This is a genomic window from Chryseobacterium sp. HNCC26DJ241 (genome assembly GCF_057180505.1).
Genome location: NZ_JBXUGL010000017.1, coordinates 14,575 through 37,724 on the forward strand (window position 1 = coordinate 14,575; position 23,150 = coordinate 37,724).

At 32.5% G+C, this 23,150-nt stretch carries 27 protein-coding genes and 1 tRNA gene; 19 read left to right on the forward strand and 9 right to left on the reverse strand.

Going from position 1 to position 23,150, the window contains the following annotated elements; all coding sequences use genetic code 11:
• The first annotated feature begins 68 nt into the window (after positions 1-68).
• From AC2A1C_RS09355 to AC2A1C_RS09425, 15 genes are all read left to right on the forward strand, one after another.
• Positions 69-1,331 (forward strand): mechanosensitive ion channel family protein, encoded by a 1,263-nt coding sequence (locus tag AC2A1C_RS09355; protein WP_484025445.1) that lies wholly within the window; start codon positions 69-71, stop codon positions 1,329-1,331.
• Positions 1,332-1,342: 11 nt separating this feature from the next.
• The gene (locus AC2A1C_RS09360) at positions 1,343-2,062 is read left to right on the forward strand and encodes a pyridoxine 5'-phosphate synthase (protein ID WP_484025446.1); all 720 of its coding nucleotides are present in this window, start codon (positions 1,343-1,345) and stop codon (positions 2,060-2,062) included.
• 43 nt (positions 2,063-2,105) lie between these two features.
• Positions 2,106-2,411 carry a DUF6922 domain-containing protein gene (locus AC2A1C_RS09365; RefSeq protein WP_484025447.1) on the forward strand — a complete coding sequence of 102 codons (306 nt, stop codon included), beginning with the start codon at positions 2,106-2,108 and terminating at the stop codon, positions 2,409-2,411.
• An 8-nt stretch (positions 2,412-2,419) separates the two neighbouring features.
• Complete coding sequence (locus AC2A1C_RS09370; RefSeq protein ID WP_484025448.1) at positions 2,420-2,974, forward strand: nucleotidyl transferase AbiEii/AbiGii toxin family protein; 555 nt, start codon at positions 2,420-2,422, stop codon at positions 2,972-2,974.
• Positions 2,975-2,980: 6 nt separating this feature from the next.
• Positions 2,981-3,751, forward strand: coding sequence for an alpha/beta fold hydrolase (locus AC2A1C_RS09375; protein ID WP_484025449.1), 771 nt, complete (start codon positions 2,981-2,983; stop codon positions 3,749-3,751).
• 54 nt (positions 3,752-3,805) lie between these two features.
• The gene (locus AC2A1C_RS09380; RefSeq protein ID WP_484025450.1) at positions 3,806-4,807 is read left to right on the forward strand and encodes an NAD-dependent epimerase/dehydratase family protein; all 1,002 of its coding nucleotides are present in this window, start codon (positions 3,806-3,808) and stop codon (positions 4,805-4,807) included.
• 102 nt (positions 4,808-4,909) lie between these two features.
• Positions 4,910-5,968, forward strand: a complete 1,059-nt coding sequence (locus AC2A1C_RS09385; protein WP_484025451.1) for a diphosphomevalonate decarboxylase — start codon at positions 4,910-4,912, stop codon at positions 5,966-5,968.
• 91 nt (positions 5,969-6,059) lie between these two features.
• Complete coding sequence (locus tag AC2A1C_RS09390) at positions 6,060-6,380, forward strand: GIY-YIG nuclease family protein (RefSeq protein WP_484025452.1); 321 nt, start codon at positions 6,060-6,062, stop codon at positions 6,378-6,380.
• 54 nt (positions 6,381-6,434) lie between these two features.
• Complete coding sequence (bla, locus tag AC2A1C_RS09395; protein WP_484025453.1) at positions 6,435-7,304, forward strand: subclass B3 metallo-beta-lactamase; 870 nt, start codon at positions 6,435-6,437, stop codon at positions 7,302-7,304.
• A 35-nt stretch (positions 7,305-7,339) separates the two neighbouring features.
• Positions 7,340-8,269, forward strand: a complete 930-nt coding sequence (locus AC2A1C_RS09400; protein ID WP_484025454.1) for a hypothetical protein — start codon at positions 7,340-7,342, stop codon at positions 8,267-8,269.
• A gap of 3 nt (positions 8,270-8,272) precedes the next feature.
• Positions 8,273-8,650 (forward strand): SMU1112c/YaeR family gloxylase I-like metalloprotein, encoded by a 378-nt coding sequence (gene gloA2 / locus AC2A1C_RS09405; protein ID WP_484025455.1) that lies wholly within the window; start codon positions 8,273-8,275, stop codon positions 8,648-8,650.
• A 3-nt stretch (positions 8,651-8,653) separates the two neighbouring features.
• The gene (locus AC2A1C_RS09410) at positions 8,654-9,187 is read left to right on the forward strand and encodes a DUF1543 domain-containing protein (protein ID WP_484025456.1); all 534 of its coding nucleotides are present in this window, start codon (positions 8,654-8,656) and stop codon (positions 9,185-9,187) included.
• A 10-nt stretch (positions 9,188-9,197) separates the two neighbouring features.
• Positions 9,198-9,638, forward strand: a complete 441-nt coding sequence (locus AC2A1C_RS09415) for a nuclear transport factor 2 family protein (RefSeq protein ID WP_484025457.1) — start codon at positions 9,198-9,200, stop codon at positions 9,636-9,638.
• 47 nt (positions 9,639-9,685) lie between these two features.
• A complete protein-coding gene (locus tag AC2A1C_RS09420; RefSeq protein ID WP_484025458.1) occupies positions 9,686-10,798 on the forward strand; it encodes a 5-(carboxyamino)imidazole ribonucleotide synthase in 1,113 nt (370 codons plus the stop codon).
• 104 nt (positions 10,799-10,902) lie between these two features.
• Positions 10,903-11,388 (forward strand): nuclear transport factor 2 family protein, encoded by a 486-nt coding sequence (locus AC2A1C_RS09425; RefSeq protein ID WP_484025459.1) that lies wholly within the window; start codon positions 10,903-10,905, stop codon positions 11,386-11,388.
• Here AC2A1C_RS09425 and AC2A1C_RS09430 read toward each other — a convergent pair.
• Entirely contained in the window at positions 11,385-12,293 is a 909-nt protein-coding gene (locus AC2A1C_RS09430; protein ID WP_484025460.1) for a DMT family transporter, read from the reverse strand. The genes AC2A1C_RS09425 and AC2A1C_RS09430 overlap by 4 nt on opposite strands.
• 117 nt (positions 12,294-12,410) lie before the next feature.
• Between AC2A1C_RS09430 and purE the strand changes: the two genes are divergently transcribed.
• The gene (purE, locus tag AC2A1C_RS09435; protein WP_484025461.1) at positions 12,411-12,914 is read left to right on the forward strand and encodes a 5-(carboxyamino)imidazole ribonucleotide mutase; all 504 of its coding nucleotides are present in this window, start codon (positions 12,411-12,413) and stop codon (positions 12,912-12,914) included.
• Positions 12,915-13,051: 137 nt separating this feature from the next.
• On the opposite strand, the gene AC2A1C_RS09440 is transcribed toward purE, so the two are convergent.
• Both AC2A1C_RS09440 and AC2A1C_RS09445 read right to left on the reverse strand, forming a co-directional pair.
• Positions 13,052-13,501 (reverse strand): GAF domain-containing protein, encoded by a 450-nt coding sequence (locus AC2A1C_RS09440; RefSeq protein WP_484025462.1) that lies wholly within the window; start codon positions 13,499-13,501, stop codon positions 13,052-13,054.
• Between the two features lie 8 nt (positions 13,502-13,509).
• A complete protein-coding gene (locus AC2A1C_RS09445) occupies positions 13,510-14,946 on the reverse strand; it encodes a TonB-dependent receptor (protein WP_484025463.1) in 1,437 nt (478 codons plus the stop codon).
• Between the two features lie 47 nt (positions 14,947-14,993).
• On the opposite strand from AC2A1C_RS09445, the gene AC2A1C_RS09450 reads away from it, so the two are divergent.
• The 3 genes from AC2A1C_RS09450 to AC2A1C_RS09460 all read left to right on the forward strand — a co-directional run bounded on the left by AC2A1C_RS09450 (position 14,994) and on the right by AC2A1C_RS09460 (position 17,147).
• On the forward strand, positions 14,994-15,758 hold the full coding sequence (locus AC2A1C_RS09450; protein ID WP_484025464.1) for an MBL fold metallo-hydrolase: 765 nt from the start codon (positions 14,994-14,996) through the stop codon (positions 15,756-15,758).
• Positions 15,759-15,828: 70 nt separating this feature from the next.
• Positions 15,829-15,910 (forward strand) — tRNA-Leu (locus AC2A1C_RS09455).
• A gap of 217 nt (positions 15,911-16,127) precedes the next feature.
• On the forward strand, positions 16,128-17,147 hold the full coding sequence (locus AC2A1C_RS09460) for a L,D-transpeptidase (RefSeq protein WP_484025465.1): 1,020 nt from the start codon (positions 16,128-16,130) through the stop codon (positions 17,145-17,147).
• 3 nt (positions 17,148-17,150) lie between these two features.
• Here AC2A1C_RS09460 and AC2A1C_RS09465 read toward each other — a convergent pair whose 3' ends face one another.
• The 6 genes from AC2A1C_RS09465 to ahcY form a co-directional block, all read right to left on the reverse strand.
• A complete protein-coding gene (locus tag AC2A1C_RS09465; RefSeq protein WP_484025466.1) occupies positions 17,151-17,672 on the reverse strand; it encodes a hypothetical protein in 522 nt (173 codons plus the stop codon).
• On the reverse strand, positions 17,672-19,009 hold the full coding sequence (locus tag AC2A1C_RS09470; RefSeq protein WP_484025467.1) for an aspartyl protease family protein: 1,338 nt from the start codon (positions 19,007-19,009) through the stop codon (positions 17,672-17,674). The genes AC2A1C_RS09465 and AC2A1C_RS09470 overlap by 1 nt, the downstream gene beginning before the upstream one ends.
• Positions 19,010-19,093: 84 nt before the next feature.
• The gene (locus AC2A1C_RS09475) at positions 19,094-19,915 is read right to left on the reverse strand and encodes a hypothetical protein (RefSeq protein ID WP_484025468.1); all 822 of its coding nucleotides are present in this window, start codon (positions 19,913-19,915) and stop codon (positions 19,094-19,096) included.
• Between the two features lie 3 nt (positions 19,916-19,918).
• Complete coding sequence (locus tag AC2A1C_RS09480) at positions 19,919-20,746, reverse strand: hypothetical protein (protein WP_484025469.1); 828 nt, start codon at positions 20,744-20,746, stop codon at positions 19,919-19,921.
• 2 nt (positions 20,747-20,748) lie between these two features.
• Positions 20,749-21,540: a hypothetical protein gene (locus AC2A1C_RS09485; protein WP_484025470.1), complete on the reverse strand. Its 792-nt coding sequence runs from the start codon at positions 21,538-21,540 to the stop codon at positions 20,749-20,751.
• 197 nt (positions 21,541-21,737) lie between these two features.
• On the reverse strand, positions 21,738-23,051 hold the full coding sequence (gene ahcY, locus AC2A1C_RS09490) for an adenosylhomocysteinase (protein ID WP_484025471.1): 1,314 nt from the start codon (positions 23,049-23,051) through the stop codon (positions 21,738-21,740).
• Positions 23,052-23,150: the final 99 nt, after the last annotated feature.

Sequence of the window (23,150 nt, forward strand, 5' to 3'; positions counted from 1 at the left end):
TTTTTAATTTGGAATAAAAATAATCATTTAATGGATATAAGCGATGGGAAATTCTTATTTTTGTATAGATGAAAAATCAGATTATAGACACCAAAGATTTATTGCAGAGAATAAGCGATATGATTCATTATTTCATATCTGAAAATTTTCCTGATGATTTTATTCTTGTTTTTCAGATTTTTTCAAAATTTATTGCCCTTTTTTTTGTTGTTTATTTATGTTTTTTTGTAACTAAAATAGCTATCAATACTTTTTTTAAACTGTTTTTGGATGAAGATCGTTTTCCGATCATGAAATCGATCTACAGAGCAAAAATTACTAATTCTGTAGCGTATCTATTTGCTTTATTAATAGGAAGTTACGCTCTTTATTCTATATTTTACAGACATCCGAAAAGTTTTGTGTTTTTGGAAAGAGCGGTAAGTCTGGCTATTGTTTTTGTTTGTGCAGGAATGGCATTTCGATCTTTGAAAGCATGGGAATATTATAATTATATCAAGAAAGATTTTTATAAAAATTTTGCACTGAAAACCATTTCTGAAACTGTAAAAATTATAGGAATTTTTATATTCAGCATTATCAGTATCTGTGTGATTTTCGGAATTGGCAGTTCTACTGTTTTAGGAAGTTTAGGAGCAATTACTGCGGTTATGGTGCTTATTTTCAGGGATACTATTTTAGGATTCATTACAGGATTGCATGTAGCTACCAGTAAAGCGTTAAAAGTAGGAGATTGGATCGGCATTCCTAAATATAATTTGGAAGGAACTATTGAAGATATTAATCTATTGACCACGAAAATTCAGAATTTTGACAAGACGGTTTCCACTATTCCAACGTATGATTTGATGAGTACGGAAGTGAAAAACCTTCAGGTAATGACGGAAAGTAATACCAGAAGAATTAAAAAATCCCTGATCTTCAATATAAAATCTTTCAAATTTTTGGATGAAGAAATGTTTCAAAGATTAATGAAAATCAATCTTATTTATGAATATCTTTCCAAGAAACATGACGAGATCAGTAAAGAAAGAAGCCGTATTGAAAATCCTGAACTGATTATCAATGGACATCAGCTCACCAATATTGGGGTTTTTCGGATCTATGCCTATAATTATCTTAGAAACAATCCAAAACTAGATCAGCAAAGTCCAATGATTGTAAGACAGTTGGATATTACTTCACAAGGTTTGCCCTTGGAAATTTATTGTTTTACCAATGATTCTGATTGGGAAAACTTTGAAAGAATACAAGCGGATATTTTCGATCATCTTATGGTGGCTTCTCAAGAATTTGATCTGGAAATTACCCAAATAGCAATGAAAATTTAATAGAATATAAAATGACAAAACTAAGTGTCAATATCAATAAAATAGCCACGCTTCGAAATGCAAGAGGCGGAGATGTTCCAAGTGTAACTCAAGTTGCCATTGATGCGCAAAAATTTGGAGCGCAAGGAATTACCATTCATCCAAGACCGGATGAAAGGCACATTACGAAAAAAGATGTGTATGATTTGAAACCATTGGTTACGACAGAATTTAATATTGAGGGAAATCCGCATCGTCCGTTTATTGATATGGTTTTGGATGTAAAACCGGATCAGGTTACTTTAGTTCCGGATGCAGATGACGCTATTACTTCCAATGCAGGCTGGGATTGTAAAATGCATTTAGGTTTTTTGAAAAATGTAATTTCAGAATTTAAAAATGCAGGAATCAGAACGTCTATTTTTTTAGACCCTAATCCTGAAATGGTGCAATTTGCCGCAGAAACAGGAACCGATAGAATAGAACTGTACACAGAAGCGTACGCAAAAAATTATGCAAATAATAAAGAAGAAGCCATAAAAACATATTATGAAACGGCTTTGGAAGCTACGAAATATAATTTAGGAATAAATGCGGGACATGATTTAAGTTTAGAAAATTTGAAATATTTTTCGGATACCATTCCAAATTTACTTGAGGTTTCCATTGGTCATGCTTTGATTTCAGAGGCTTTGTATTTGGGATTGGAAAATACCATTCAGGCGTATCTGAAACGTTTAGCGAAATGGTAAGATTATATACGCTCGTAAAGAGTTAATTTTTTAAATTTGTAAAATGAATCAAAATATAACCATAAATGATTTTTCAAAGCATCTTTTTTGGGATGTGGATTTGGATTCTTTTGATTTGGAAAAGCATAAAGTACAAATGATACAAAAGGTTATAGAATATGGAAAAATTCAAGATTGGTATTTACTGAAATTATATTATGGATTGGATACGATTAAGGAAGTTTCCGTAAATCTTCGGAGTTTAGATGCTGTTTCACTTTCGTTTCTATCAACCATTTTCAAAATCGACAAATCCGAATTCAGATGCTACAAACACAGACAGTTAGTCCAAAATTATTGGAACTCTTAAATAATATAATGAAATCAGAAATTTTTTCTGATTTTATTTTAGTAGGAGGTACAGCTTTAGCTTTGCAAATTGGTCATAGAAATTCCGTAGATATCGATTTGTTTGGTAAATGTACAATTGATGCTGATTCTTTCATAGAAGAGCTTTCTGAATTTGGAAAAGTTGAAAAAATTCAACAAACGAAAAACCTTTTAATTGTAATGATAGATAATATTAAGGTTGATTTTGTAAATTATAAATATCCTTTTCTTAAAAACTTTTCTGTTGTTGATAACGTAAGACTAGCCTCAACACAAGATATTGCAGCAATGAAATTGAATGCAATTTCTGGTAGAGGAAGCAAAAAAGATTTTATTGACTTGTTTTTTTTGTTAGAAGAATACTCATTAGATGAAATGCTGAGGTTTTATGATAAAAAATATGAAGAAGGTTCTTATTTTATGGTAATGAAAAGTTTAACCTATTTTGATGATGCAGATTCTCAAGAAAGTCCAAAGGTATATAGAAATTTCGACTGGGAATTTGCAAAAAAGAAAATTTTAGATGAGTTTTATAAACTTTAATTTCAAATGATTTTACACTCAAAAATATACGGCGAAGATAAAGCCGGAACACCACTTCTCGTCATTCACGGATTTCTCGGAATGTTGGATAATTGGGGAAGTTTCGGAAAGGAAATGGGAGAATTTTTTCCTGTTCATCTTTTAGATTTACGAAATCACGGTAAAAGTTTTCATTCCGATGAAATGTCGCATGATGATTTGGCTCACGATATTTTGCATTACATGCAGCATTATGGTTTTGAAAAAGTGAATCTTCTCGGGCATTCTTTGGGCGGAAAAGCGGTAATGCAGTTTGCTATTAAATATCCTGTAAAAGTAGATAAACTGATTGTGGTAGATATTTCTCCGAAAGCATATCCTCCTCATCATCAAGGAATTTTGAAAGCACTCGAAAGTGTGGATTTTGAAAAAATAAATTCCCGACAACAAGTGGAAGAAATATTGGCTCAATACATTCCTGAAAAATCGGTGATTCAGTTTTTGGCGAAAAATCTATACTGGACAGAAGATAAAAGACTGAATTGGAGATTCAACCTGAAAACATTGACGGAAAAGTATAACGATTTCGTTTCCAATGCTATAAAATTTGGAGTTTTTACGGGAGAAACTTTGTTCATTTCCGGAGCAAATTCCAATTATATTCTTCCTCAGGACGAATTTCAGATCAAGCAGCAGTTTCCAAATTCCAAGATCGTTAAAATTCAAAATGCAGGACATTGGGTTCAGGCAGACAATCCCAAAGATTTTAATGAAGTAGTAAAAAATTTTTTGATTTAAAAATATATAAAACCTAACAACCAACAACAATCAACTAACAACAATCAACCAATAATGATCTTTGTAACCGGAGCTACAGGAATTTTAGGCAGAGTGATCGTTCTCGAACTTTTGAAAAAGGGAAAAAATGTCCGTGCTGCAAAGCGGTCAAATAGTAATCTTGACGAAGTTAAAAATTCTTTCCGTTTCTATGTGGAAAATCCGGATGAATATTTCAACAGAATTGATTGGATGGATATTGATTTTTTCAATCAGGAAAATCTGAAACAGGCTCTGCAAAATGTGGATGAAGTTTATCATGCTGCTGCAAAAGTGAGCTTTCATCCTGATGATAAAAAAGAAATGTACCGTACCAATATTGAAGGTACAAAACAATTGCTGTTTGCTTGTGAAGAATCTTCTGTGAAGAAATTCTGTTTCATCAGTTCCATTGCGGTTTTGGATGGCTTTAACGAACATGGAGAGATGGATGAAGGATCTGATTATAATGCTAAACTGAATCATTCTCCTTATGCTACTTCCAAACATTTTTCTGAGATGGAAGTTTGGAGAACTTCTGCGGAAGGAATGAATACCGTAATCATAAATCCCGGAATGATTATCGGAAGCGGAAACTGGAAACAAAGCAGCGGTGAACTTTTCAAAACTTCTGAAAATAATTTTACTTTTCCGGGAGGTTCGGCTTACGTTGATGTTCGGGATGTAGCGGAAATTGCTATTGAATTAATGGAAAAAAATATTTTTGGAGAGCGCTTTATTGTGGTTTCGGAAAATGTAAAGTATATTGATTTTGGAAAAATGGTGAGAGAAAAATTAGGATTAAAACCTCAGAAAATTATTTCCAAATCTCTTTTAGAAATTGGCTTTTTCCTGAATAAAATTTTAGGATGGCTCATTTCGCCACTTAGAATGGTAACAAGATATAATATTGATGCAGTGTTGGGTTTTAATACCATTTCCAACGAAAAAATAAAAAAAGAACTGAATTACAAATTCATTCCGGTAAAGGAAAGTATAGATTTTCATTTGAAAAATTATATAGAAGATAAAAAATAAGTTTCCGAATTAAAAACTGATTTTTTAGCGATGAAGTTGCGGAATGATAATAAAATAAATTTTTATAACAAAGAAGGTGCAAAGCACCGAAATACTATCTTAATGGAAAGAAAATTTTTAGGAAATTCTGTTTATACAATTACAGATCAGCAAGTTTCGGAAAGTTGTCCGTCCAATATCGCACTTATTAAATATTGGGGAAAATACGATAACCAGATTCCTGCAAATCCGAGCATAAGTTATACACTCAATAATTGCAAAACCATTACCACCATTGAGTTTTTTGCTAACGAGCCATTTTCTGTGCAGACATTTCTTGGAGAAAATGAAGAGAAAAAATTTGCTGAAAAAATCGAAAAATATTTTACTTCTATCGAAAAATATCTTCCTTGGATTTTGAAAGGTAAATACATGATCAGAACCGAAAATACTTTTCCGCACAGTTCGGGAATTGCAAGTTCGGCTTCCGGTTTTGGAGCGATTGCAAAATGTTTGATGAGTTTAGATCAAATTTTTACAGCTGAAAACCATCAACCAACAACCATCAACCAAAAAGCTAGCTTTTTAGCAAGATTAGGAAGTGGAAGCGCATGCAGAAGTTTGTATAACGGATTGATAGTTTGGGGAAAAACCGAAGAAGTTTCAGGAAGTTCAGATTTGTATGCAGTGGAATATCCAAATGAAGAAATTCATCCTATTTTTAAAAATTTTAATGATTGGGTTTTGCTGATTCATGAAGGTCAAAAATCGGTTTCTTCTACTGTTGGTCATGGTTTGATGAAAACTAATCCTTATGCGGAGAGACGTTTTCAGGAAGCTCACGAAAATTTTGCAAAACTGAAAACCATACTTTCTTCCGGCGATATGGAAGGTTTTATAAAATTGGTGGAACATGAAGCGCTCACACTTCACGCCATGATGATGATGAGTGATCCTGCATTTATTTTAATGAAAACCGGAACGTTGGAAGTCATCAATAAAATCTGGGAATTCCGCAGAATTACAGGATTGGCTTTGTTTTTCACATTAGATGCTGGCGCGAATGTTCACTTGCTTTTCCCGAATGATATTGATAATGATAGAATTACAGATTTTATCAAAACAGAATTGATTCCATTAACCCAAAATGGTGGTGTTGTAAAAGATGTGATGAGGTTTTAAGAATTTTTAAGATTGGATGTTTAGATATGAAACTATAACGTAATAATGAGACAGCATTTTTGTCATTCCGTAGGAATCCAAACACAAAAATATGATTGAATTTTCAGAAGGTATTTATACATTTTATGTTTATATCTTGACCAACAAAAACCGAACTGTTCTTTATACCGGAGTTACGAATAATCTTCATTCAAGATTACAGCAACATAAAAATAAAACGAATCCAAATAGTTTTACAGCAAAATATAATGTTGAATTTTTGATTCATTATGAAAAATATGATTGGATTCATCAAGCTATTGAACGTGAAAAGGAAATAAAAAATCTGTCAAGAATGAAAAAGCTTGAACTAATTAGAGATACAAATCCTAATTTAGAATTTTTGAACGAACTATTTCAAAATGAAATTTAGATTCCTACGGAATGACAAATATTGAGCAAGATTCTATTTTTTACAAAAATTATTATGAAAAAACGAGCACTTATATTTCTAATATTCATTTCCTTTTTCGGGAATGCCCAAACCGTAACAGAACCTCAAAAATATCATAAAAAAGAATGGTCTCAATCGTATGAACCTTTCAGAATTGTGGGAAATTTGTACTACGTTGGTACTTATGATTTGTCTTCTTATCTCATTGTCACCAACAAAGGAAATATCCTTATTAATACCGGATTGGCAGATTCTTATCCTCAAATAAAATCAAATATTGAAAAGCTGGGATTCAAATACAAGGACATAAAAATTTTAAGTCTTACTCAGGCTCATTACGATCATACCGGTGCAATTGCTGACATCAAAGCGGATACCGGAGCAAAATTATATGCGGATCAAGCCGATGGAGAAATTTTAGAAAATGGTGGCAAAACCGATTATGAATTGGGAAAATATGGAGTTACATTCAAACCCGTAAAACCAGATGTTCTATTGAAAGATAAAGGTAAAATAAAATTAGGAAATACAACTTTGACTTTGCTGCATCATCCTGGTCACACAAAAGGTTCTTGTAGTTTTATCTTCGAAATGAAGGATGGAAACAAAAAGTATAAAGTGCTGATTGCGAATATGCCTTCCATTATTATCGATCATAAATTCTCTGAAGTGGCTGCTTATCCGAATATTCAAAAAGATTATGCTTATACATTCGAAGCCATGAAAAAACTGGATTTTGATATTTGGGTGGCTTCTCATGCAAGCCAGTTTGATTTGCACGAAAAACATAAAGAAGGTGATGCTTACAATCCGAAAGTATTTATGGATAAAGAGATTTTTTTCAAATATCTTAAAGAATTGGAAGATGATTATAAAGAAAAGGTAAGTGAAGATTCAAAATAAAAATATTCCATTCATCGTTTATAAAATAAAAAAGAATGAGGAATAAATTTCTACTATGTAATTTTATTTTTATTTTCGGTTTGGTTATTCTTTTTCTCAATGACCATTTTTTGAAATTATATTTTCATAATTGGTTTACAGGAAAACTATCAGATGTTATGGGAATTATTTTGTTGCCTTTTTTGTTAACTTTCTTACTTCCGAAACTTCGTCAGAACTCTATTTATATCACAGCATTGTTTTTTACCTTTTGGAAGTCTTCTTATTCTGAAAAGTTTATAGAAATTTATAATGCAGTTTCACCAATTTCTGTTTTTCGAATTACAGATTATACAGACTTATTTGCTTTATTTTTTCTTTTTATTCCGTACTTTTTTATAAAAAACCAAGATAGGACCAAATGGTTTGAAATAATGAAAGTATCATCAATTTTTATTCTTGTTCCGAGTATTTTTGTTTTGATGTCAACTTCACCACCACGTTATTACAATTATGTTCCTTACACTGGTAATATTACATTTTCAAGTTTTACTATTAAATTTAAAGGAAAATCAAGCGATGATGTTTTAGCAGAATTGAAAAAAAGAAATATTTCTGTTCGAAAAGATACAGTAAGAATTATTTCTAAAAACAAGTACCAATTAATATCAAACGGAAAAGTGGAGATAGAAAATATTAAATCTAAAAGAATATTATATAAATTTTCACAGGATACCTTGAAATTAAATATTGAAAAATTAATTGCAGAATACAATTGGTTTGTGATAGATAGTTTGAAACTTAATGATGAAGTTGTAAAAAATATTCAATTTGAAGTTGGAACTTACTCTACCAATACAGGAAAAGAGTCCATACTTACCATTCATGGACTTACTACCCAGAAAAAGCTGAGTGACAATAGCGTTAATCGAAAATTGAGAAAGATCTATAAATCCGCATTAAGAAAAGAATTTACTCTTTATTAAACAATGAAAATCCATCACATTGCCATAATCTGTTCCAATTACGAAGTTTCCAAAAAATTCTACACAGAAATTTTAGGATTGAATATCATTCGTGAAGTGTATCGCAAAGAAAGGCAATCTTACAAACTGGATTTAGCAATCGGAGAGCATTACTGCATCGAATTATTTTCTTTTCCGAATCCGCCAAAACGTCCTTCCAGACCAGAAAGTTGCGGACTTCGACATCTTGCTTTCGCAGTGGAAAATGTAGAAAATAAAAGAAATGAATTATTAGAAAAAGGATTGGATTGTGAAGAGATCCGAATTGACGAATTCACCAAAAAAAAATTCTTTTTTACTTCTGATCCTGATGATTTACCGCTGGAATTTTACGAAATTTGAAAGATGAAACTTTTTTATGTTATTCTCGGCGCCACTCCACAAGGAAGAAATATCGAACAGCATGATGTTTTCTTCGGAATTGCTGAAAATTTTGAAGATCTGATTCCCGAAATGAAAAATTTCTGGAAAGACGCTAAAATCCATATTGACTGTTATCAGGAAGTAAAATTCGCAGATGGTTACGAAGTAAAAATTGTGGAGAAACATTTTACAAAAAATGAAGACCAATTATTTTTCATCAATCTTGGCGGATACAAACCCGGTTTTTTTGAAGAATTTCATGAGCAGCATTTAATGGTGGGAAAATCTATGGGAGAAGTCATCCAAAGAGTAAAACAAACGGAATTCTACAAAACAATGGGATTTGAAAATGCGGTAAGTCATGTAGATGATAAACACGGAGTGGATATTGATGATATTTTTAATGTAAATGATTTATTATCCGATTCTACCAAAGAAAAATATTCCATTGTATTGGAAAAATCTACAGAAATTTCTCAAGAAAATAAAATGAAAATCGGATATCTGAAAATTTAATAAAATTTCTATGAAAATTATTGCCTTCATTTTTATGTCAATTTCATCGGTTTTGTCTGCGCAAAATTCGGATGAAGAATTGGTGAAAAGCAGTATCCATTCACTTTTTGCAGCTATGAAAAATGCCGATTCTGAAGCATTGAAAAGTGTTTTTTCTCAATCGGCAATATTACAGACGATTACTAAAAATGGAGAAGTTCGGAATGAAAATATTGCGGATTTTATTTCCAGTATCGGAAAATCCGAAAAAGGAATTTTGGACGAAAGAATCTCTTTTTCTACCATAAATATTGACGGAAATCTGGCTTCTGTTTGGACTCCCTACGAATTTTACTATAAAGGAAATTTTTCGCATTGCGGCGTGAATAGTTTTCAATTGGTGAAGGAAAACGGAATTTGGAAAATTCAATATATCATTGATACCAGAAGAAAAGAAAATTGTAAAAAATAATGTAGGAACGTGCCAAAAGGCACGTTCAAAAAATATAAAAATTAAAAATGAAAATCGGAATTTTAGGAGGCGGTCAGTTGGGAAGAATGTTCATTCAGGAAGCGTTGAAATACGACGATGAATTTTATGTTTTAGATCCAAATCCTGAATGTTCTTGTGCCAATATTTCTCATTTTACTCAAGGCAATTTCAATAATTATGATGATGTTCTTAATTTCGGAAAAGATAAGGATGTTCTTACTATTGAAATAGAGCATGTAAATGTGGAGGCTTTAGAGATTCTTGAAAATGAAGGTGTTAAAGTGATTCCGAATTCAAAGATCATTAAAATAATTCAGCAAAAAATTCTTCAGAAAAAATTTTACGAAGAAAATAGTATTCCTTCTCCTGAATTTGAAATCATGGATGGAAGTTCAGACGAAATAAAAATTGATTTTCCTTTCGTTCAGAAGCTCAATACTGGTGGTTATGATGGAAAAGGAGTTCAGGTCATTCGTAATGCAGAAAATCTGAAAAATCTCTGGACTCAAGAATCTGTTTTGGAAAATATGATTGATATTGATAAAGAATTATCCGTGATTGTTGCTAAAAATGAAAACGGACAAATCAAAATGTTTCCTGTTACCGAAATGGTTGCCGATCCAAAACTGAACTTATTGGATTTCAATATTTGTCCGGCTGAAATTTCAGAAAATACACAAAAGCAGATTGATACAATTTCAAAACAATTTATACAAAATGCAGATTCTTCCGGTTTATTTGCGATTGAATTATTTTTAGACAAAAATGGAAAAGTTTGGGTAAACGAAACTGCGCCAAGATTACACAATTCTGGGCATCAAAGTCAGGAAGGAAACTCCAATTCGCAATTTGAGCAGTTTTATCGTGTTCTGAAAAATTTACCTTTGGCTGATACTGATTGTTGTGGATTTTCAGGAATGCTGAATTTGGTAGGAGAAGAAGGATACTCCGGAAAAGTGAAGTATGAAGGTTTGGAAGAGGTTTTAAAATTACCCAAAACTTACGTTCATCTTTACGGAAAAAATGTAACAAAACCCGGAAGGAAAATGGGACACATCAATGTTTTGGCAGATTCCAGAGAAGAATTGATGGAGAAATTAATTCATATAAAATCTTTGGTAAAAGTAGTTTCGGAATAAATAGCACAATGGTCATTCTGAACGAAAGGAAATGTAGAGAAGAATCTCTAAATTTTCGATATTTTCTCCGTAAAAACGACAAAATAAACTTTAAAACAAAAATCATGAAACTTAAAATCGTATTTATTTTACTGACAATCAGTGTTTTTTCATTTGCTCAGGTTTCCGAAAATGATGACTTGTATAAAACCATTATAAAACTGGATTCTCAGATTTTTGAAGAAGGCTTCAATAAATGCGATCAATCCTCTTATGAAAAAATTGTAAGTGATGATTTGGAATTTTATCACGATATTGGCGGAATCACAAATGGAAAAAAAGATTTCACAATTTCTATTAAAAACAATATCTGCAATTCTCCGGATAAGCCAAACAGAGAATTGGTAAAATCCAGTTTGAAGATTTATCCATTATACAAAAACAATATTTTGTATGCAGCAATTGAAGAAGGAACTCACCATTTTTCCATTTTGAAAGATCAAAAGAGAACAACAGTCGGAACAGCAAAATTTTCGATTTTATGGATTCTTGAAAACAATCAGTGGAAAATGAAACGAGTATACAGCTATGATCATCATCCGATCAATTAGGAAGCTATATTTTTCGATTTAGACTTTTCCGGTTTATAATTTGTGATGAAAACTCCGCAAATAATCAAAATTGCAGCGATGATAAATTTCATGGAAATAGTTTCGTCCAAAACCAAACATCCTAAAAGAATAGCAATAATGGTATTGATATAAGAAAGTATGGAAACTTGTATCGGTGTAATTTTGGTTAAAGCATAATGAAATGCAAAAAATGTAATGACAGAGCCAAAAATTCCAAGATAGATCACTGCTAAAATACTGTTGGAAGTCCACGCTTTGAAATCAATTTTTTCGGAAAAAATAAAAGCAAGAATGGTCTGGATAATTCCGGCAAAAGCAAACTGATAAAAAAGATTCAGAGAAATATTTCCACCTTGAATATTTAATTTTTTAGTGTAAACTGTTCCTGCTGCCCAACCGGAAATGGCTAAAAACATGAGGATCATTCCGTTCCTGAAATCCGGATTGATAAGATCTTTCAATCCGTCCCAAAAAATAAAAAGAATTCCCGAAAAGCATAATAAAATTCCCGCTAATGCTCTGAAGCTGAATTTTTGCAAGCCTAAAGCCAGACTTCCCAAAAAAACCATAATAGGAGATGAAGCACTGATTAATGAAGCCAGACTACTACTTACATGTTCTTCTGCAAGTGTTGTGAATCCATTCGCTACAATGAGCATTAAGGACGAAAAAAGAATCTGATATCCAAAATTTTTCCAGCCGATCCATTTCAGTTTTTTCTGATAAATCAAGATCAGAAGCATGATAATGGCAGCTAATAATTGCCGGATTCCTGCAACAAACCAACCGGGAATACTTTCCACAGCTACCCGAATTCCTAAAAAAGTGGTTCCCCAAACTAGTGCTACCGTTAGTATAGCAAGATTCAGCTTATAATTCTTCAAAACAAAATAAAAACGGCGCAAAGATACCTAATTTATATGGAGAAGATTTATGTTTGAATTAAAATTTCAAAGGATTTTATATTTCATTATCTTTGAAGAAACTTAGAAAAATACGATATGGTCGGAATTATAATGGGAAGCCAAAGCGATTTGACAATTATGCAACAGGCGGCAGATTTTCTGAAAAATTTGGAAATTCCTTATGAACTTACAGTGGTTTCCGCACATAGAACACCGGAAAGAATGTTTGAGTATGCTAAATCTGCAAAAGAAAGAGGTCTGAAAGTAATTATAGCAGGAGCAGGTGGAGCAGCGCATTTGCCGGGAATGGTGGCAAGTTGTACGACACTTCCTGTAATTGGAGTTCCTATTTTATCCTCAAATTCTATAGATGGTTGGGATTCGGTTTTGTCTATTTTACAAATGCCTTCCGGAATTCCGGTAGCAACAGTTGCTTTAAATGGAGCTGTAAATGCAGGAATTTTAGCGGCAAAAATTATTGGAAGTTCTGATAATACTGTAGCTGAAAAACTTCAAAAATATCAAGATTCTTTAAAAGACAAAGTTTTAGACACAGTGGAAGAAATGAAAAAAAGTCACCCGAATAAATTTGATAAATAAGCTAAGTTAGAGTCTAAAATTAGTAGAAACGAACGGGTTTTATTCGTTTTAAAAGGAAAATTTTAGATCGGCTTTAGCCAAACTACACTATTTTCCCTCAAGGCACTATTTTATTTGAATTTTATTACAAATTTAATTTATAAAATTTTAGAAATCTCATTACAAAGCCATTCCAGCATTTCACGATCTTCTTTGGTAAAGGGATCAAGCTGATGAGAATCAATATCGATTTGTCCGATGTTTTTTCCATTTTTGAAAATAGGAACTACAATTTCGGATTTGGTATCTATAGAGCAACTGAGATAGTTGTCTTCTTTTGAAACATCAGGAACTACAAAAGTTTCATTAGAAACAGCTACTTGTCCGCAAATTCCTTTTCCAAAAGGAATTATGGTATGATCTGTATCTGCGCCGGAATACGGTCCTAAAATAAGCTCTTCTTTATCTCCGTTTCGGAAATAAAAGCCAGTCCAATTGAAATAAGAAATTTCCTGATCCAGAAGGTGACAAACCTTCTGCAATTTTTCTGTTGTATCATGTTTTGGACTTTCCAGAATGGACAAAAGCCTTTTTTTAATTTCTGACATTTTGATTTTTATTTAATCTGTTCTAATGTTACTTCATCTTTATATCCAAACATCCCTCGTTCTTTAATCATATCGGCAACACCTTCCGGAACTTGATTTTCCCATCCTGATTCTCCTTTTGAAATTTTCTTGAGAATATCTCGGGAATAGATCTCAGAATACTCGGGATTATAATTTTTAATATCAACAATCCGTTTATTCAGCTTAAAATATTTATACAATTCTTTTAAATTGTCGCTTACTTTCAGATTTTCAGAAGTCAAAATTTCGTGAGTTATAGGATCTTTATAAGGATATAAGAAAACGATCATATCTTTTCTAAAGAACTTCCCGAATGCTTCCAAAATTCCACCGGAGAGATTTTTGTAATACTCTTCATCAAAAACATCCAACAGATTATTTACACCCATTGCAATTCCGATTTTTTGGTTGGTATAGCTTGCAAAATAATCAATAAGACGATAGTATTCGGAGAAATTGGAAATGATTACATTATATCCCAATTGGCTTAAAACATCCACACGATCAAGAAAATCTCTTTCATCAATATCTCCGGAAGCTCGAAGATTGGCAATTGTAATTTCAAAAAGAACTTCCAGCTTTTCTGGGCTACATTCCGTATCTTTCATAAACATTTCAAGTCCGTTATTGAACATATCAATGTTTACCTTCGTTACAGGTCTGAAACTTCCCCTCACTGCAAAAATATTTTTTTTGTAGAGTAAATCTGCAGGTAGCATATTGGTTCCGTCTGGTGTGAAGATCACTGCTTCTGTCATTCCGGATTTTACAAGTTGCAGACTCATTAATCTGTTATCTACATACTCAAAAACTGGCCCCGAAAAATCAATCATGTCAATTTCCAGATTGTCTGTAGAAATATCGTCATACAGAGATTCTATAAGTTTTCTGGGATTATCATAATAATTAAAAGCTCCGTAAATGAGATTTACGCCTAAACTTCCTAAAGTTTCCTGTTGTAATGTAGCATCATTTTGATGAAATTTTACATGAATTACAATTTCATTGTAGCCTTCTTCAGGTATTGTTTGAAATCGAATTCCAACCCAGCCATGTCCTTTTAAGGTTTTATCAAAATTAATGGTGGTAACGGTATTAGCATACGAAAAATATCTTCTATCGGGCATATTTTCCCTTGGAATCCTTTCTTCGATAAGAGAAACTTCGTAACGGAGCATTTTCCGCAGACGATTCTGAGTTACATATCTATTTTTAGATTCCTTTCCATAGATGGCATCACTGAAATCTTTATCATAAGCAGACATGGCTTTTGCAATGGTTCCTGATGCTCCACCTGCCCGAAAAAAGTGACGAACAGTTTCCTGTCCTGCTCCAATTTCAGCGAAGGTTCCGTAGATGGTGGGATCTAAATTTATGACTAATGCTTTCTGTTTTGGGGTAAGTTTTTGTGTTACCAAAGACATTTTTATTTTTTTTGTAAATTTACCAAAATTAATACCATCTTCAAAGTATGAAGCTGAAATTTCTTGGTACTGGGACTTCGCAGGGAATTCCTGTAATTGGCTCTTATCATCCGGTTTGTCTTTCAAAAAATTATAAAGACAAGAGACTGAGGAGTTCAGTTTTAATAACAACAGATTCTGGAAAAAAAATTCTTATAGATTGTGGCCCCGATTTTCGTCAGCAAATGCTTGTAAATAGGGAAGAAGATATTCATTCTGTTCTAATAACGCATGAACATAATGACCATGTTATCGGTTTGGATGATTTGCGTCCTTTGATTTTTAAGAATGAAGCGAAGATGCCCATTTTTGCTATGGAAAGAGTAGCTTTGGAAATTTCTAAACGTTTCCCGTATGCGTTTGCTGAAGAAAAATATCCGGGAGCTCCTTCGTTTGAACTTAAAATTATTGAAAATGATTTTGAACTTTTTGATACGATAATTTCGCCAATAGAAGTTATACACGGAAGGCTTCCAATTTTCGGATACAAAATAAAAAAACTGGCATATATTACAGATGCGAGTTTTATTTTTGATGATGAGAAGGAAAAGCTTCAGAATCTAGATTTTCTGATCCTTAATTGTTTACGCAAAAATGATCCACATCCTTCCCATTATATTTTGTCGCAGGCTTTAGAACTTGTAGAAGAATTAAAACCCAAAAAAACTTATTTTACACATATAAGTTACAAGCTGGGTTTTCATGATGAAGTGGAATTGGAACTTCCTGAAAACGTTCATCTTGCGTATGATGGTTTAGAAATTGAATTTTAAATTTTAAAAAAAATAGTAAAAAAAATTTCAGAAAACTATTTTTTGATGTATATTTGCAAACCAAAAATAAGCCCAGATGGCGGAATTGGTAGACGCGTTGGTCTCAAACACCAATGCCGCGAGGCGTGCCGGTTCGATCCCGGCTCTGGGTACTTTTAAAAGCTTAATTGATAATCAATCAGTTAAGCTTTTTCTTTTTAGAGTGTGCTTAAATTGGATAACGTTTTATTTGTATCAATAACAGAAAATTAAAATTTGAAAATTTTGAACTTGCAGATTTTCTGTGAGTTTTTTTGTTTAAAATTTTTAAAATTGTGTTTTTTTTAGTATTATTATTGGAAATTTTTTTGATCAATACAAAAAATACAAATGAAAAATATATTCTGTAAGATTCTTCTTCTTTCAATATTACTTGCTTTGTATAACTGTAAAAAGGATGGAATCGAAAATGCAGTTAATGAAAATACTGTTGTTACAGATTCTTCTTCTGAACAGAAATCTGAGCTAGAAGAAGATTCAATAAAAAAGGAACAAGAAATTGCCGAAGCGAAAAAGAAGCCTGATTTGCCATTTTCCAGTATAATTTTCACAAAGGAAAATAAAGATTCTTTGATGCGTACCTTCAACCAAAAATATTCTGAAAAGGAACGATATACTATTTTGGCTTTAAACCGTTTGGATTCTAAAAATAAATGGAGAGCTGATACACTTGTTATTCCTGCAAAAATTGATACTACTTTGATGTCATATTCTCCTTTTCCGTATCATCTCGATATCCTGAATGATGTGAAGAAATTTGTGATTTTTTCTTATCCAATTCAAGCATATGGTGTTTATAGTAATGGAAATCTTATAAAATGGGGGCCTACAAGTATGGGAAAAAAATCTGCACAGACTAAACGAGGACTCATGTTTGCAAACTGGAAAAAAGAATTGGCTACTTCCACAGTGGACAGTGATTGGAAACTTCCGTATAATTTTAATATTCATAATACATTGGGAATTGGTTGGCATCAATATGATCTTCCCGGATATCCGGCTTCGCACTCATGCTTACGACTTCTAATGAACGATGCAAAATGGCTATTCAAGTATGCGGATACATGGATATTGCTTAGAGGAGGTGGAGCAGCAAGAGCAAAGGGAACACCTGTTATTGTTTTTGGAGATTATAAATGGGGTGGCAAAAAACCATGGAGAAATCTTATAGAAGATGCAAAAAGTAACGATATTTCGGAAGATCAAATGAATGAAATCATCAAACCTCATATTGATGAAATTTTAGCAGAGCAGAAAAAAAGAGAAGAAGTATTGATTGAAATTGAAAAAGAAAAAGAAATTCAGATGCTCGAAAAACAGCAGGAAAACCGAGAAATACCTGATGTTTAGTCTTCATTTTTTTTCAAATGGTAATGTAGATTCTTCTGCAAATTTTCGAAGTTTTTCCATTTCCGTTTTTGCTTTATTTTGGCCAAAACGTGCTGCAAGATACGTCAGCAAAATCAAAAATAAAGTAGCAAAGGAAGCGGAAAGAGCCCAAGGAAATTCATTACTTTTGATTTGTTTTGCCACAAACCAAAGTGTAAAGAAAGTCATCCAAGCAATGCTCCATAAAAAGTACAGAAACATAAAAAAAGTCCATACGGCAGAACTTGGCCCGAATACTCCGCGCACAACGGTTTGGTCTTCTTCAATTTCTATACGCAAGGCAAGTCTGGGTTTCCAATATTGATCTTCTTCAGCTTTTACAGAAATTGTAGCTACTTCTTTATTAATATTTCCTGAAAATTCCTCATTGTGCTCCTTAAAATATTTTTTAAGATTACTTTCATATTCTTCAGGAGAGAGTTGTGTATACATTTTGAATCTCGGTCTCGTTCTGATACGGTCTAAGGTGGTTTGCTCTGTTTTCATTAGTTTTGATTTTCTTGATATGGAATTGGGTCTTCAAGGTAAAATCCAAATTTTAAATTTTCCCCTTTACGTTCTACCAACATTTCTATATATTTTCCATCTTCGTCTTTCAATATCCTATAAATGTCTTCAAGGCTAAGATCTCCAACTTTTTTCCCATTAATGGTGAGAATTTTATCATCTTTTTTTAAGCCTGATATTTCGCATGGAGAATCTTTTCTACAACCGACAATAGAATACTGTGGTTTTAATACAAATTTATACTGAAATTCATTTGCATTATAAGCAGAAACGGACGCATCGGAGCCTTCTTTATTTTTAGTTTCCACTTTTACAATATCTTCTTGCCAGTTCATACCATCATGCTTTATATCCAATCCACTTTTATTGAAAAGGAACGGATCATCAAAATTTTTGTTTTTTTGCAAATACAATTTATTCTGTGGATAATCAAAAACTACTAAAAATCTCCTCAGAATATCACTTCCTATTGAGCCTTTTCTGTCTTTTACTAATTTTAAATGTTGGATAGAATATTCATCGGGCATTGCAGTCAATGGTTTTGAAAATCCAAATTTTCCTAAATAAAATCCATGAATTCTACTTCTTTTACCATAAATATCTCCATTGAATCCTCTTCCTAAAAAATCATCTATATTAGGTCTGTTATAAACAAAATCCTTAATAAGAGAAGGGAATAGCCAGATCGCATCACTATTACCCAAGTCCAAAAGTAATTTGGAGCTTTTCTTTTCATGTGTCATTTCTACATCTGCATTAGTATAAGGTTTGTTTAATTCTATAGACATGGGAAATTCTTCAAATCTTTTTTTCTTTTTAGAAAATTCTTTTTCATCTGAGAAGACGGTAATCTTTTTTGTAATATAATTGATCTGTATCGGATGATTTTTGAAGAAATAGTAACCAATAATTCCATTTACGGGAATGCCAACATGAGATGAAAAATTTATACTTTCATCCAGAATAATATAAACACTATGCGATTTATCCAGATAATATTTTCCAATGGAAACTTTATTATTCACTGATTTTAAGCCTTCTATTTCTATATCTTCTCCTAATCCGGAAAATTTGATTTTTTCTACATTATTAAAATTAACTTCTTTATTATCCAAACTGAAAAGAATGGTATCCGAAACTCCCGTATCCAAAAGAAAAGTGAGATCAACACCATTGATATTGACGGGGATGAATATTAAATTATTAATTAACTGAAAAGGAATAACAATTTTATTATGATCCACAACCTGAAAGCCATCTTCCTGAGATTTTATTCCGATGCAGAAAAAAAGAAAGAGAATTTGCAAAAATTTCATAAAATGAATTTACGCTTTTTTTAGCATAAAAAATCTCCTCAAAAAAAATATTTTGAGGAGAAAAACATAAAGGATGAAAAAAAATTATTCGGTAATTTGGGTTGTTAAATATATTCTTCCGGTGTCTTCATTGATATTGGTGCAATTTCCAGCACCACCTCCATAGGTAAGACCAGTTCCGTATCCGGGTCCTGTATTTGTTACAGGTAAATTTTGTGCATATAGCTTTACCTGATGAGCTGTATTAGGAGTCAGATTAAAGAAAATTCCTGAAATATCAAATTTTTTCCAAGAGCAGCTTGTATTATTTTCGTCATATTTAAACTTTCGGACTACTTTCAGTTTGCCATCTACAAAAAGACCGATAGCATATTGAAAATTATTAGCAAAGAATTCATTATCCAACTGTACCATTCCTTCTCCTGAAATAAAAATACTATTGGCAGCTTTTGTAGGAGTTATACTAAGATTTACGTTGAGATCATTCCATCCTGTTGGTCCTTCTTCAAGATTGAAAAGGGTAATAGTAGTAGGAAAGCCTGTTATCACAATTTTTGTACCTGAATTTGAAGTAAATCGAGATGTTTGTTCAAGATAGTTGAGTGCATCATCTATCTCAAAGTTCCGATTCCATTTAAAATTTTCCCAAAAATTTGTTCTTGAAAGATTAGTGTTGTATACCAATAAACCATTTAAAGGTGTGGGTACAGTTATATCATCAGTATTATTCAACAAGGCTACTCTTGGTAAAAGTATCCCTCGGTTATTGTCAGAAACTTCCATCATGGCAGAAGAATGAGGAGTAACTCCTAAAGAACTGTTTGTTGTAATAAGTATTTGCGCATTGGTAATGCTTCCTAATAAAAGATAGCAAATTGTAATGCATATTGGAAAATGGAATTTCATAGCTTAAAAGTTAAAAGGTTGGTTAATAAGAATTACACCTGTCATTTTAGCTTCATCATTACTTATGGTATTATTGCAAAGTGCACTTGGATTTCTTCCTCCAAAAGTAATAGAAATATTTGCCTGATCTGTAGTTCGGTTTCTTACAGCAAATTTCACAGTATGGTTTCCGATGGAAAGATTTTGTGCATATCCATAAAATTTGAATGTTCGGAAAGAACAGTTTTCTGCCATTTTGAGGTCGAAAGGTTTTATATCTACAAGTTTATCATCTACAAAAATTCCTACGGTAGATAAGATGCTTCCACCGGAAGTGGAATTATTTGCTTGTACCATTCCTGCAATAGTAAATAAAGCATCATTTACAGAGCGTTCTACGGATATATTTGTTGTTAGATCTGTAATCACAGTCCAAGTCGGAAATTGTGTAATCAGTTCGCCGATAGTATGGCTACTGTTGCCATAAAACTGTGATGGAGCAGAGAAAGTATAAGGAGTGGAATTGACACCAGAATAAAATTTTGTAGCATATTGAATCAAAGAAGAATTGGTATCGCTGAAGATGAAATCCCATTGTGTGCCATTCCAGAAATAAAATGCTTTCCCTCCACTAATATTTGGGTTGGTATTGTATACAAGAAGAGATTCTTTAGGATTAGAAATTGTACTGGTATCCGTTCTGTTTTGTAATGCAATATGTGGGATACTAACTCCTTTATTATTGGCGTAAATGTCTAAAGTAGAGGATGGATCTGGAGTGCTGGTGTTGATTCCAATCTGTGCCTTTATCATTGGAGATAAAAGTAAAAACAGATAAATTAATTTTTTCATAATTAAGGTTTTTCTGAAATCTGGATATTGAGTAATGATCGTGACATATCCGTACTTAAATTAGTACATGATGAGATTTTTTCTCCGAAGCGTAGATATGCTCCCACAATACCATTAAGATTTACTCTATACGTTTGATATACCTTTATAGTATGGTTTCCCACGGAAAGATTGCTTACCGTCATAAAAATATTAAAATCATTATATAGGCAAGCTGCAATTCCGCTCAATATAAAATTCCGTACAGATGCAAGTTTATCATCTACAAACACAGCAATTGCATAAGAGTGTGTAGCTGATGTAGCTCCCGCAGAATTTGTCTGAACAATTCCCCCTACATTCACTGCAACATTGTTCACAGGAGAATAGATCGAAATAGTTTTGGATAAGTTCGGAATTAGTTGCCAATCATGTGCAGACGCTAATTCACCAATTGTATATCCTACAGCTCCGTTAGGTGTACTATCATTAACTCCGTTATTGGAAATAGCAGTATACGAGTTAATAATGTTCAAATATTTGTAGACATTGGTAGAGTTTATAAAAGGATTCCATTTATTATTTCTCCACAGATAAAACCCTTTTCCAGTTGTAGCATTAGTATTATATACCATGAGAGAATTTGCAGGATTTGAGACAGGATTTGGCTGATTGAGGTCAGGTATGAAGACATTTGGGAGGAGAATCCCTTTGTTAGAAGATTCAATTTTCAAAATTTCAGAATCATCGAATGTAGTAACATTATTCCCTATACCAACCTGTGCTAATAATAATTGATAATATAATAGTAACATTGTGAATATCAGACTTTTTGCTATCATAATTTTTTAGTTTTAATCTAAATTAAATCATTGCTTATTAAACAGAAAGGGTTAAAACACCTTTTTATTATGTAATGAATAAAAAATTTATTGTAAAACATTGAAAATAGATAAAAAAAATAGCTTATCTGCGAGGATAAGCTATTTTTAAAAAGAAAATCTTTATTTTTTTAGTATCTGTAATACTCAGGTTTGAAAGGGCCTTCTACTTCTACGCCAATATATTTAGCCTGATCCGAAGAAAGAGTTTCTAATTCTACACCAATTTTTTTCAAATGTAAGGAAGCCACTTTTTCGTCTAATTTTTTAGGCAAAGTGTACACTTTGTTTTCATAAGCATCAGAGTTTGTCCAAAGTTCGATCTGAGCCAAAGTTTGATTAGAGAAAGAGTTTGACATTACAAAACTTGGGTGTCCAGTTGCACAGCCAAGATTCACCAATCTTCCTTCTGCAAGAATGATGATTTCGTTGCCGTCTACATTATAAATATCAACCTGAGGTTTTACTTCATATTTGGTATCACCATAATTTGCATTTAACCAAGCCATATCAATTTCGTTGTCGAAATGCCCAATATTACAAACGATGGTTTTATCTTTCATTTTTTTGAAATGTTCGCCTCTTACAATATTGAAATTACCGGTTGTAGTGATTACAATATCCGCAGTTTCAATTACAGTATCCAGTTTTTTTACTTCATAACCTTCCATTGCAGCTTGTAATGCACAAATCGGGTCAATTTCTGTAACGGTAACAATAGAACCCACTCCTCTGAAAGAAGCAGCAGTACCTTTTCCAACATCTCCATATCCGCAAACAACCACTCTTTTTCCTGCCAACATTACATCCGTTGCTCTTCTGATAGCATCTACAGCAGATTCTCTACATCCGTATTTGTTGTCGAATTTAGATTTGGTAACTGAATCGTTTACATTGATTGCAGGCATTACCAAAGTTCCGTTCTGCATTCTTTCGTATAATCTGTGTACGCCTGTTGTCGTTTCTTCAGAAAGTCCTCTTATATCTTTTACCAATTCAGGATATTGATCGAAAACCATATTGGTCAAATCTCCACCATCATCCAAAATCATATTTAAAGGTTTTCTGTCTTCACCGAAGAAAAGAGTTTGCTCAATGCACCAGTCGAATTCTTCAGCATTCATTCCTTTCCATGCATATACAGGAATTCCGGCAGCAGCAATAGCAGCAGCAGCATGATCCTGAGTAGAAAAAATATTACAAGAAGACCAAGTTACTTCTGCTCCAAGAGCAACCAAAGTTTCGATAAGAACAGCAGTTTGGATCGTCATGTGAAGACAACCTGCAATTCTAGCACCTTTTAAAGGTTGAGAAGGGCCATATTCTTCACGAATTGCCATTAATCCAGGCATTTCAGCTTCAGCTAACTGAATCTCTTTTCGTCCCCATTCTGCAAGAGAAATATCCTTTACTTTGTAAGGAATGTATTGTGTTGTTGTGCTCATCTTTTTATATAAGTTATACGAATTGAATTTGTTGCAAAATTACAATTTAAAATCAAAATATGAAAATATAGAATGATACCATTAGCAGGAGTTTATAAA

Excerpts from the sequence above, each read along its gene's own strand:
- AC2A1C_RS09355 (WP_484025445.1), top strand. The coding sequence starts at position 69 with ATGAAAAATCAGATTATAGACACCAAAGATTTATTGCAGAGAATAAGC.
- AC2A1C_RS09360 (WP_484025446.1), top strand. The coding sequence starts at position 1,343 with ATGACAAAACTAAGTGTCAATATCAATAAAATAGCCACGCTTCGAAAT.
- AC2A1C_RS09365 (WP_484025447.1), top strand. The coding sequence starts at position 2,106 with ATGAATCAAAATATAACCATAAATGATTTTTCAAAGCATCTTTTTTGG.
- AC2A1C_RS09370 (WP_484025448.1), top strand. The coding sequence starts at position 2,420 with ATGAAATCAGAAATTTTTTCTGATTTTATTTTAGTAGGAGGTACAGCT.
- AC2A1C_RS09375 (WP_484025449.1), top strand. The coding sequence starts at position 2,981 with ATGATTTTACACTCAAAAATATACGGCGAAGATAAAGCCGGAACACCA.
- AC2A1C_RS09380 (WP_484025450.1), top strand. The coding sequence starts at position 3,806 with ATGATCTTTGTAACCGGAGCTACAGGAATTTTAGGCAGAGTGATCGTT.
- AC2A1C_RS09385 (WP_484025451.1), top strand. The coding sequence starts at position 4,910 with ATGGAAAGAAAATTTTTAGGAAATTCTGTTTATACAATTACAGATCAG.
- AC2A1C_RS09390 (WP_484025452.1), top strand. The coding sequence starts at position 6,060 with ATGATTGAATTTTCAGAAGGTATTTATACATTTTATGTTTATATCTTG.
- bla (WP_484025453.1), top strand. The coding sequence starts at position 6,435 with ATGAAAAAACGAGCACTTATATTTCTAATATTCATTTCCTTTTTCGGG.
- AC2A1C_RS09400 (WP_484025454.1), top strand. The coding sequence starts at position 7,340 with ATGAGGAATAAATTTCTACTATGTAATTTTATTTTTATTTTCGGTTTG.
- gloA2 (WP_484025455.1), top strand. The coding sequence starts at position 8,273 with ATGAAAATCCATCACATTGCCATAATCTGTTCCAATTACGAAGTTTCC.
- AC2A1C_RS09410 (WP_484025456.1), top strand. The coding sequence starts at position 8,654 with ATGAAACTTTTTTATGTTATTCTCGGCGCCACTCCACAAGGAAGAAAT.
- AC2A1C_RS09415 (WP_484025457.1), top strand. The coding sequence starts at position 9,198 with ATGAAAATTATTGCCTTCATTTTTATGTCAATTTCATCGGTTTTGTCT.
- AC2A1C_RS09420 (WP_484025458.1), top strand. The coding sequence starts at position 9,686 with ATGAAAATCGGAATTTTAGGAGGCGGTCAGTTGGGAAGAATGTTCATT.
- AC2A1C_RS09425 (WP_484025459.1), top strand. The coding sequence starts at position 10,903 with ATGAAACTTAAAATCGTATTTATTTTACTGACAATCAGTGTTTTTTCA.
- purE (WP_484025461.1), top strand. The coding sequence starts at position 12,411 with ATGGTCGGAATTATAATGGGAAGCCAAAGCGATTTGACAATTATGCAA.
- AC2A1C_RS09440 (WP_484025462.1), bottom strand. The coding sequence starts at position 13,501 with ATGTCAGAAATTAAAAAAAGGCTTTTGTCCATTCTGGAAAGTCCAAAA.
- AC2A1C_RS09445 (WP_484025463.1), bottom strand. The coding sequence starts at position 14,946 with ATGTCTTTGGTAACACAAAAACTTACCCCAAAACAGAAAGCATTAGTC.
- AC2A1C_RS09450 (WP_484025464.1), top strand. The coding sequence starts at position 14,994 with ATGAAGCTGAAATTTCTTGGTACTGGGACTTCGCAGGGAATTCCTGTA.
- AC2A1C_RS09460 (WP_484025465.1), top strand. The coding sequence starts at position 16,128 with ATGAAAAATATATTCTGTAAGATTCTTCTTCTTTCAATATTACTTGCT.
- AC2A1C_RS09465 (WP_484025466.1), bottom strand. The coding sequence starts at position 17,672 with ATGAAAACAGAGCAAACCACCTTAGACCGTATCAGAACGAGACCGAGA.
- AC2A1C_RS09470 (WP_484025467.1), bottom strand. The coding sequence starts at position 19,009 with ATGAAATTTTTGCAAATTCTCTTTCTTTTTTTCTGCATCGGAATAAAA.
- AC2A1C_RS09475 (WP_484025468.1), bottom strand. The coding sequence starts at position 19,915 with ATGAAATTCCATTTTCCAATATGCATTACAATTTGCTATCTTTTATTA.
- AC2A1C_RS09480 (WP_484025469.1), bottom strand. The coding sequence starts at position 20,746 with ATGAAAAAATTAATTTATCTGTTTTTACTTTTATCTCCAATGATAAAG.
- AC2A1C_RS09485 (WP_484025470.1), bottom strand. The coding sequence starts at position 21,540 with ATGTTACTATTATATTATCAATTATTATTAGCACAGGTTGGTATAGGG.
- ahcY (WP_484025471.1), bottom strand. The coding sequence starts at position 23,051 with ATGAGCACAACAACACAATACATTCCTTACAAAGTAAAGGATATTTCT.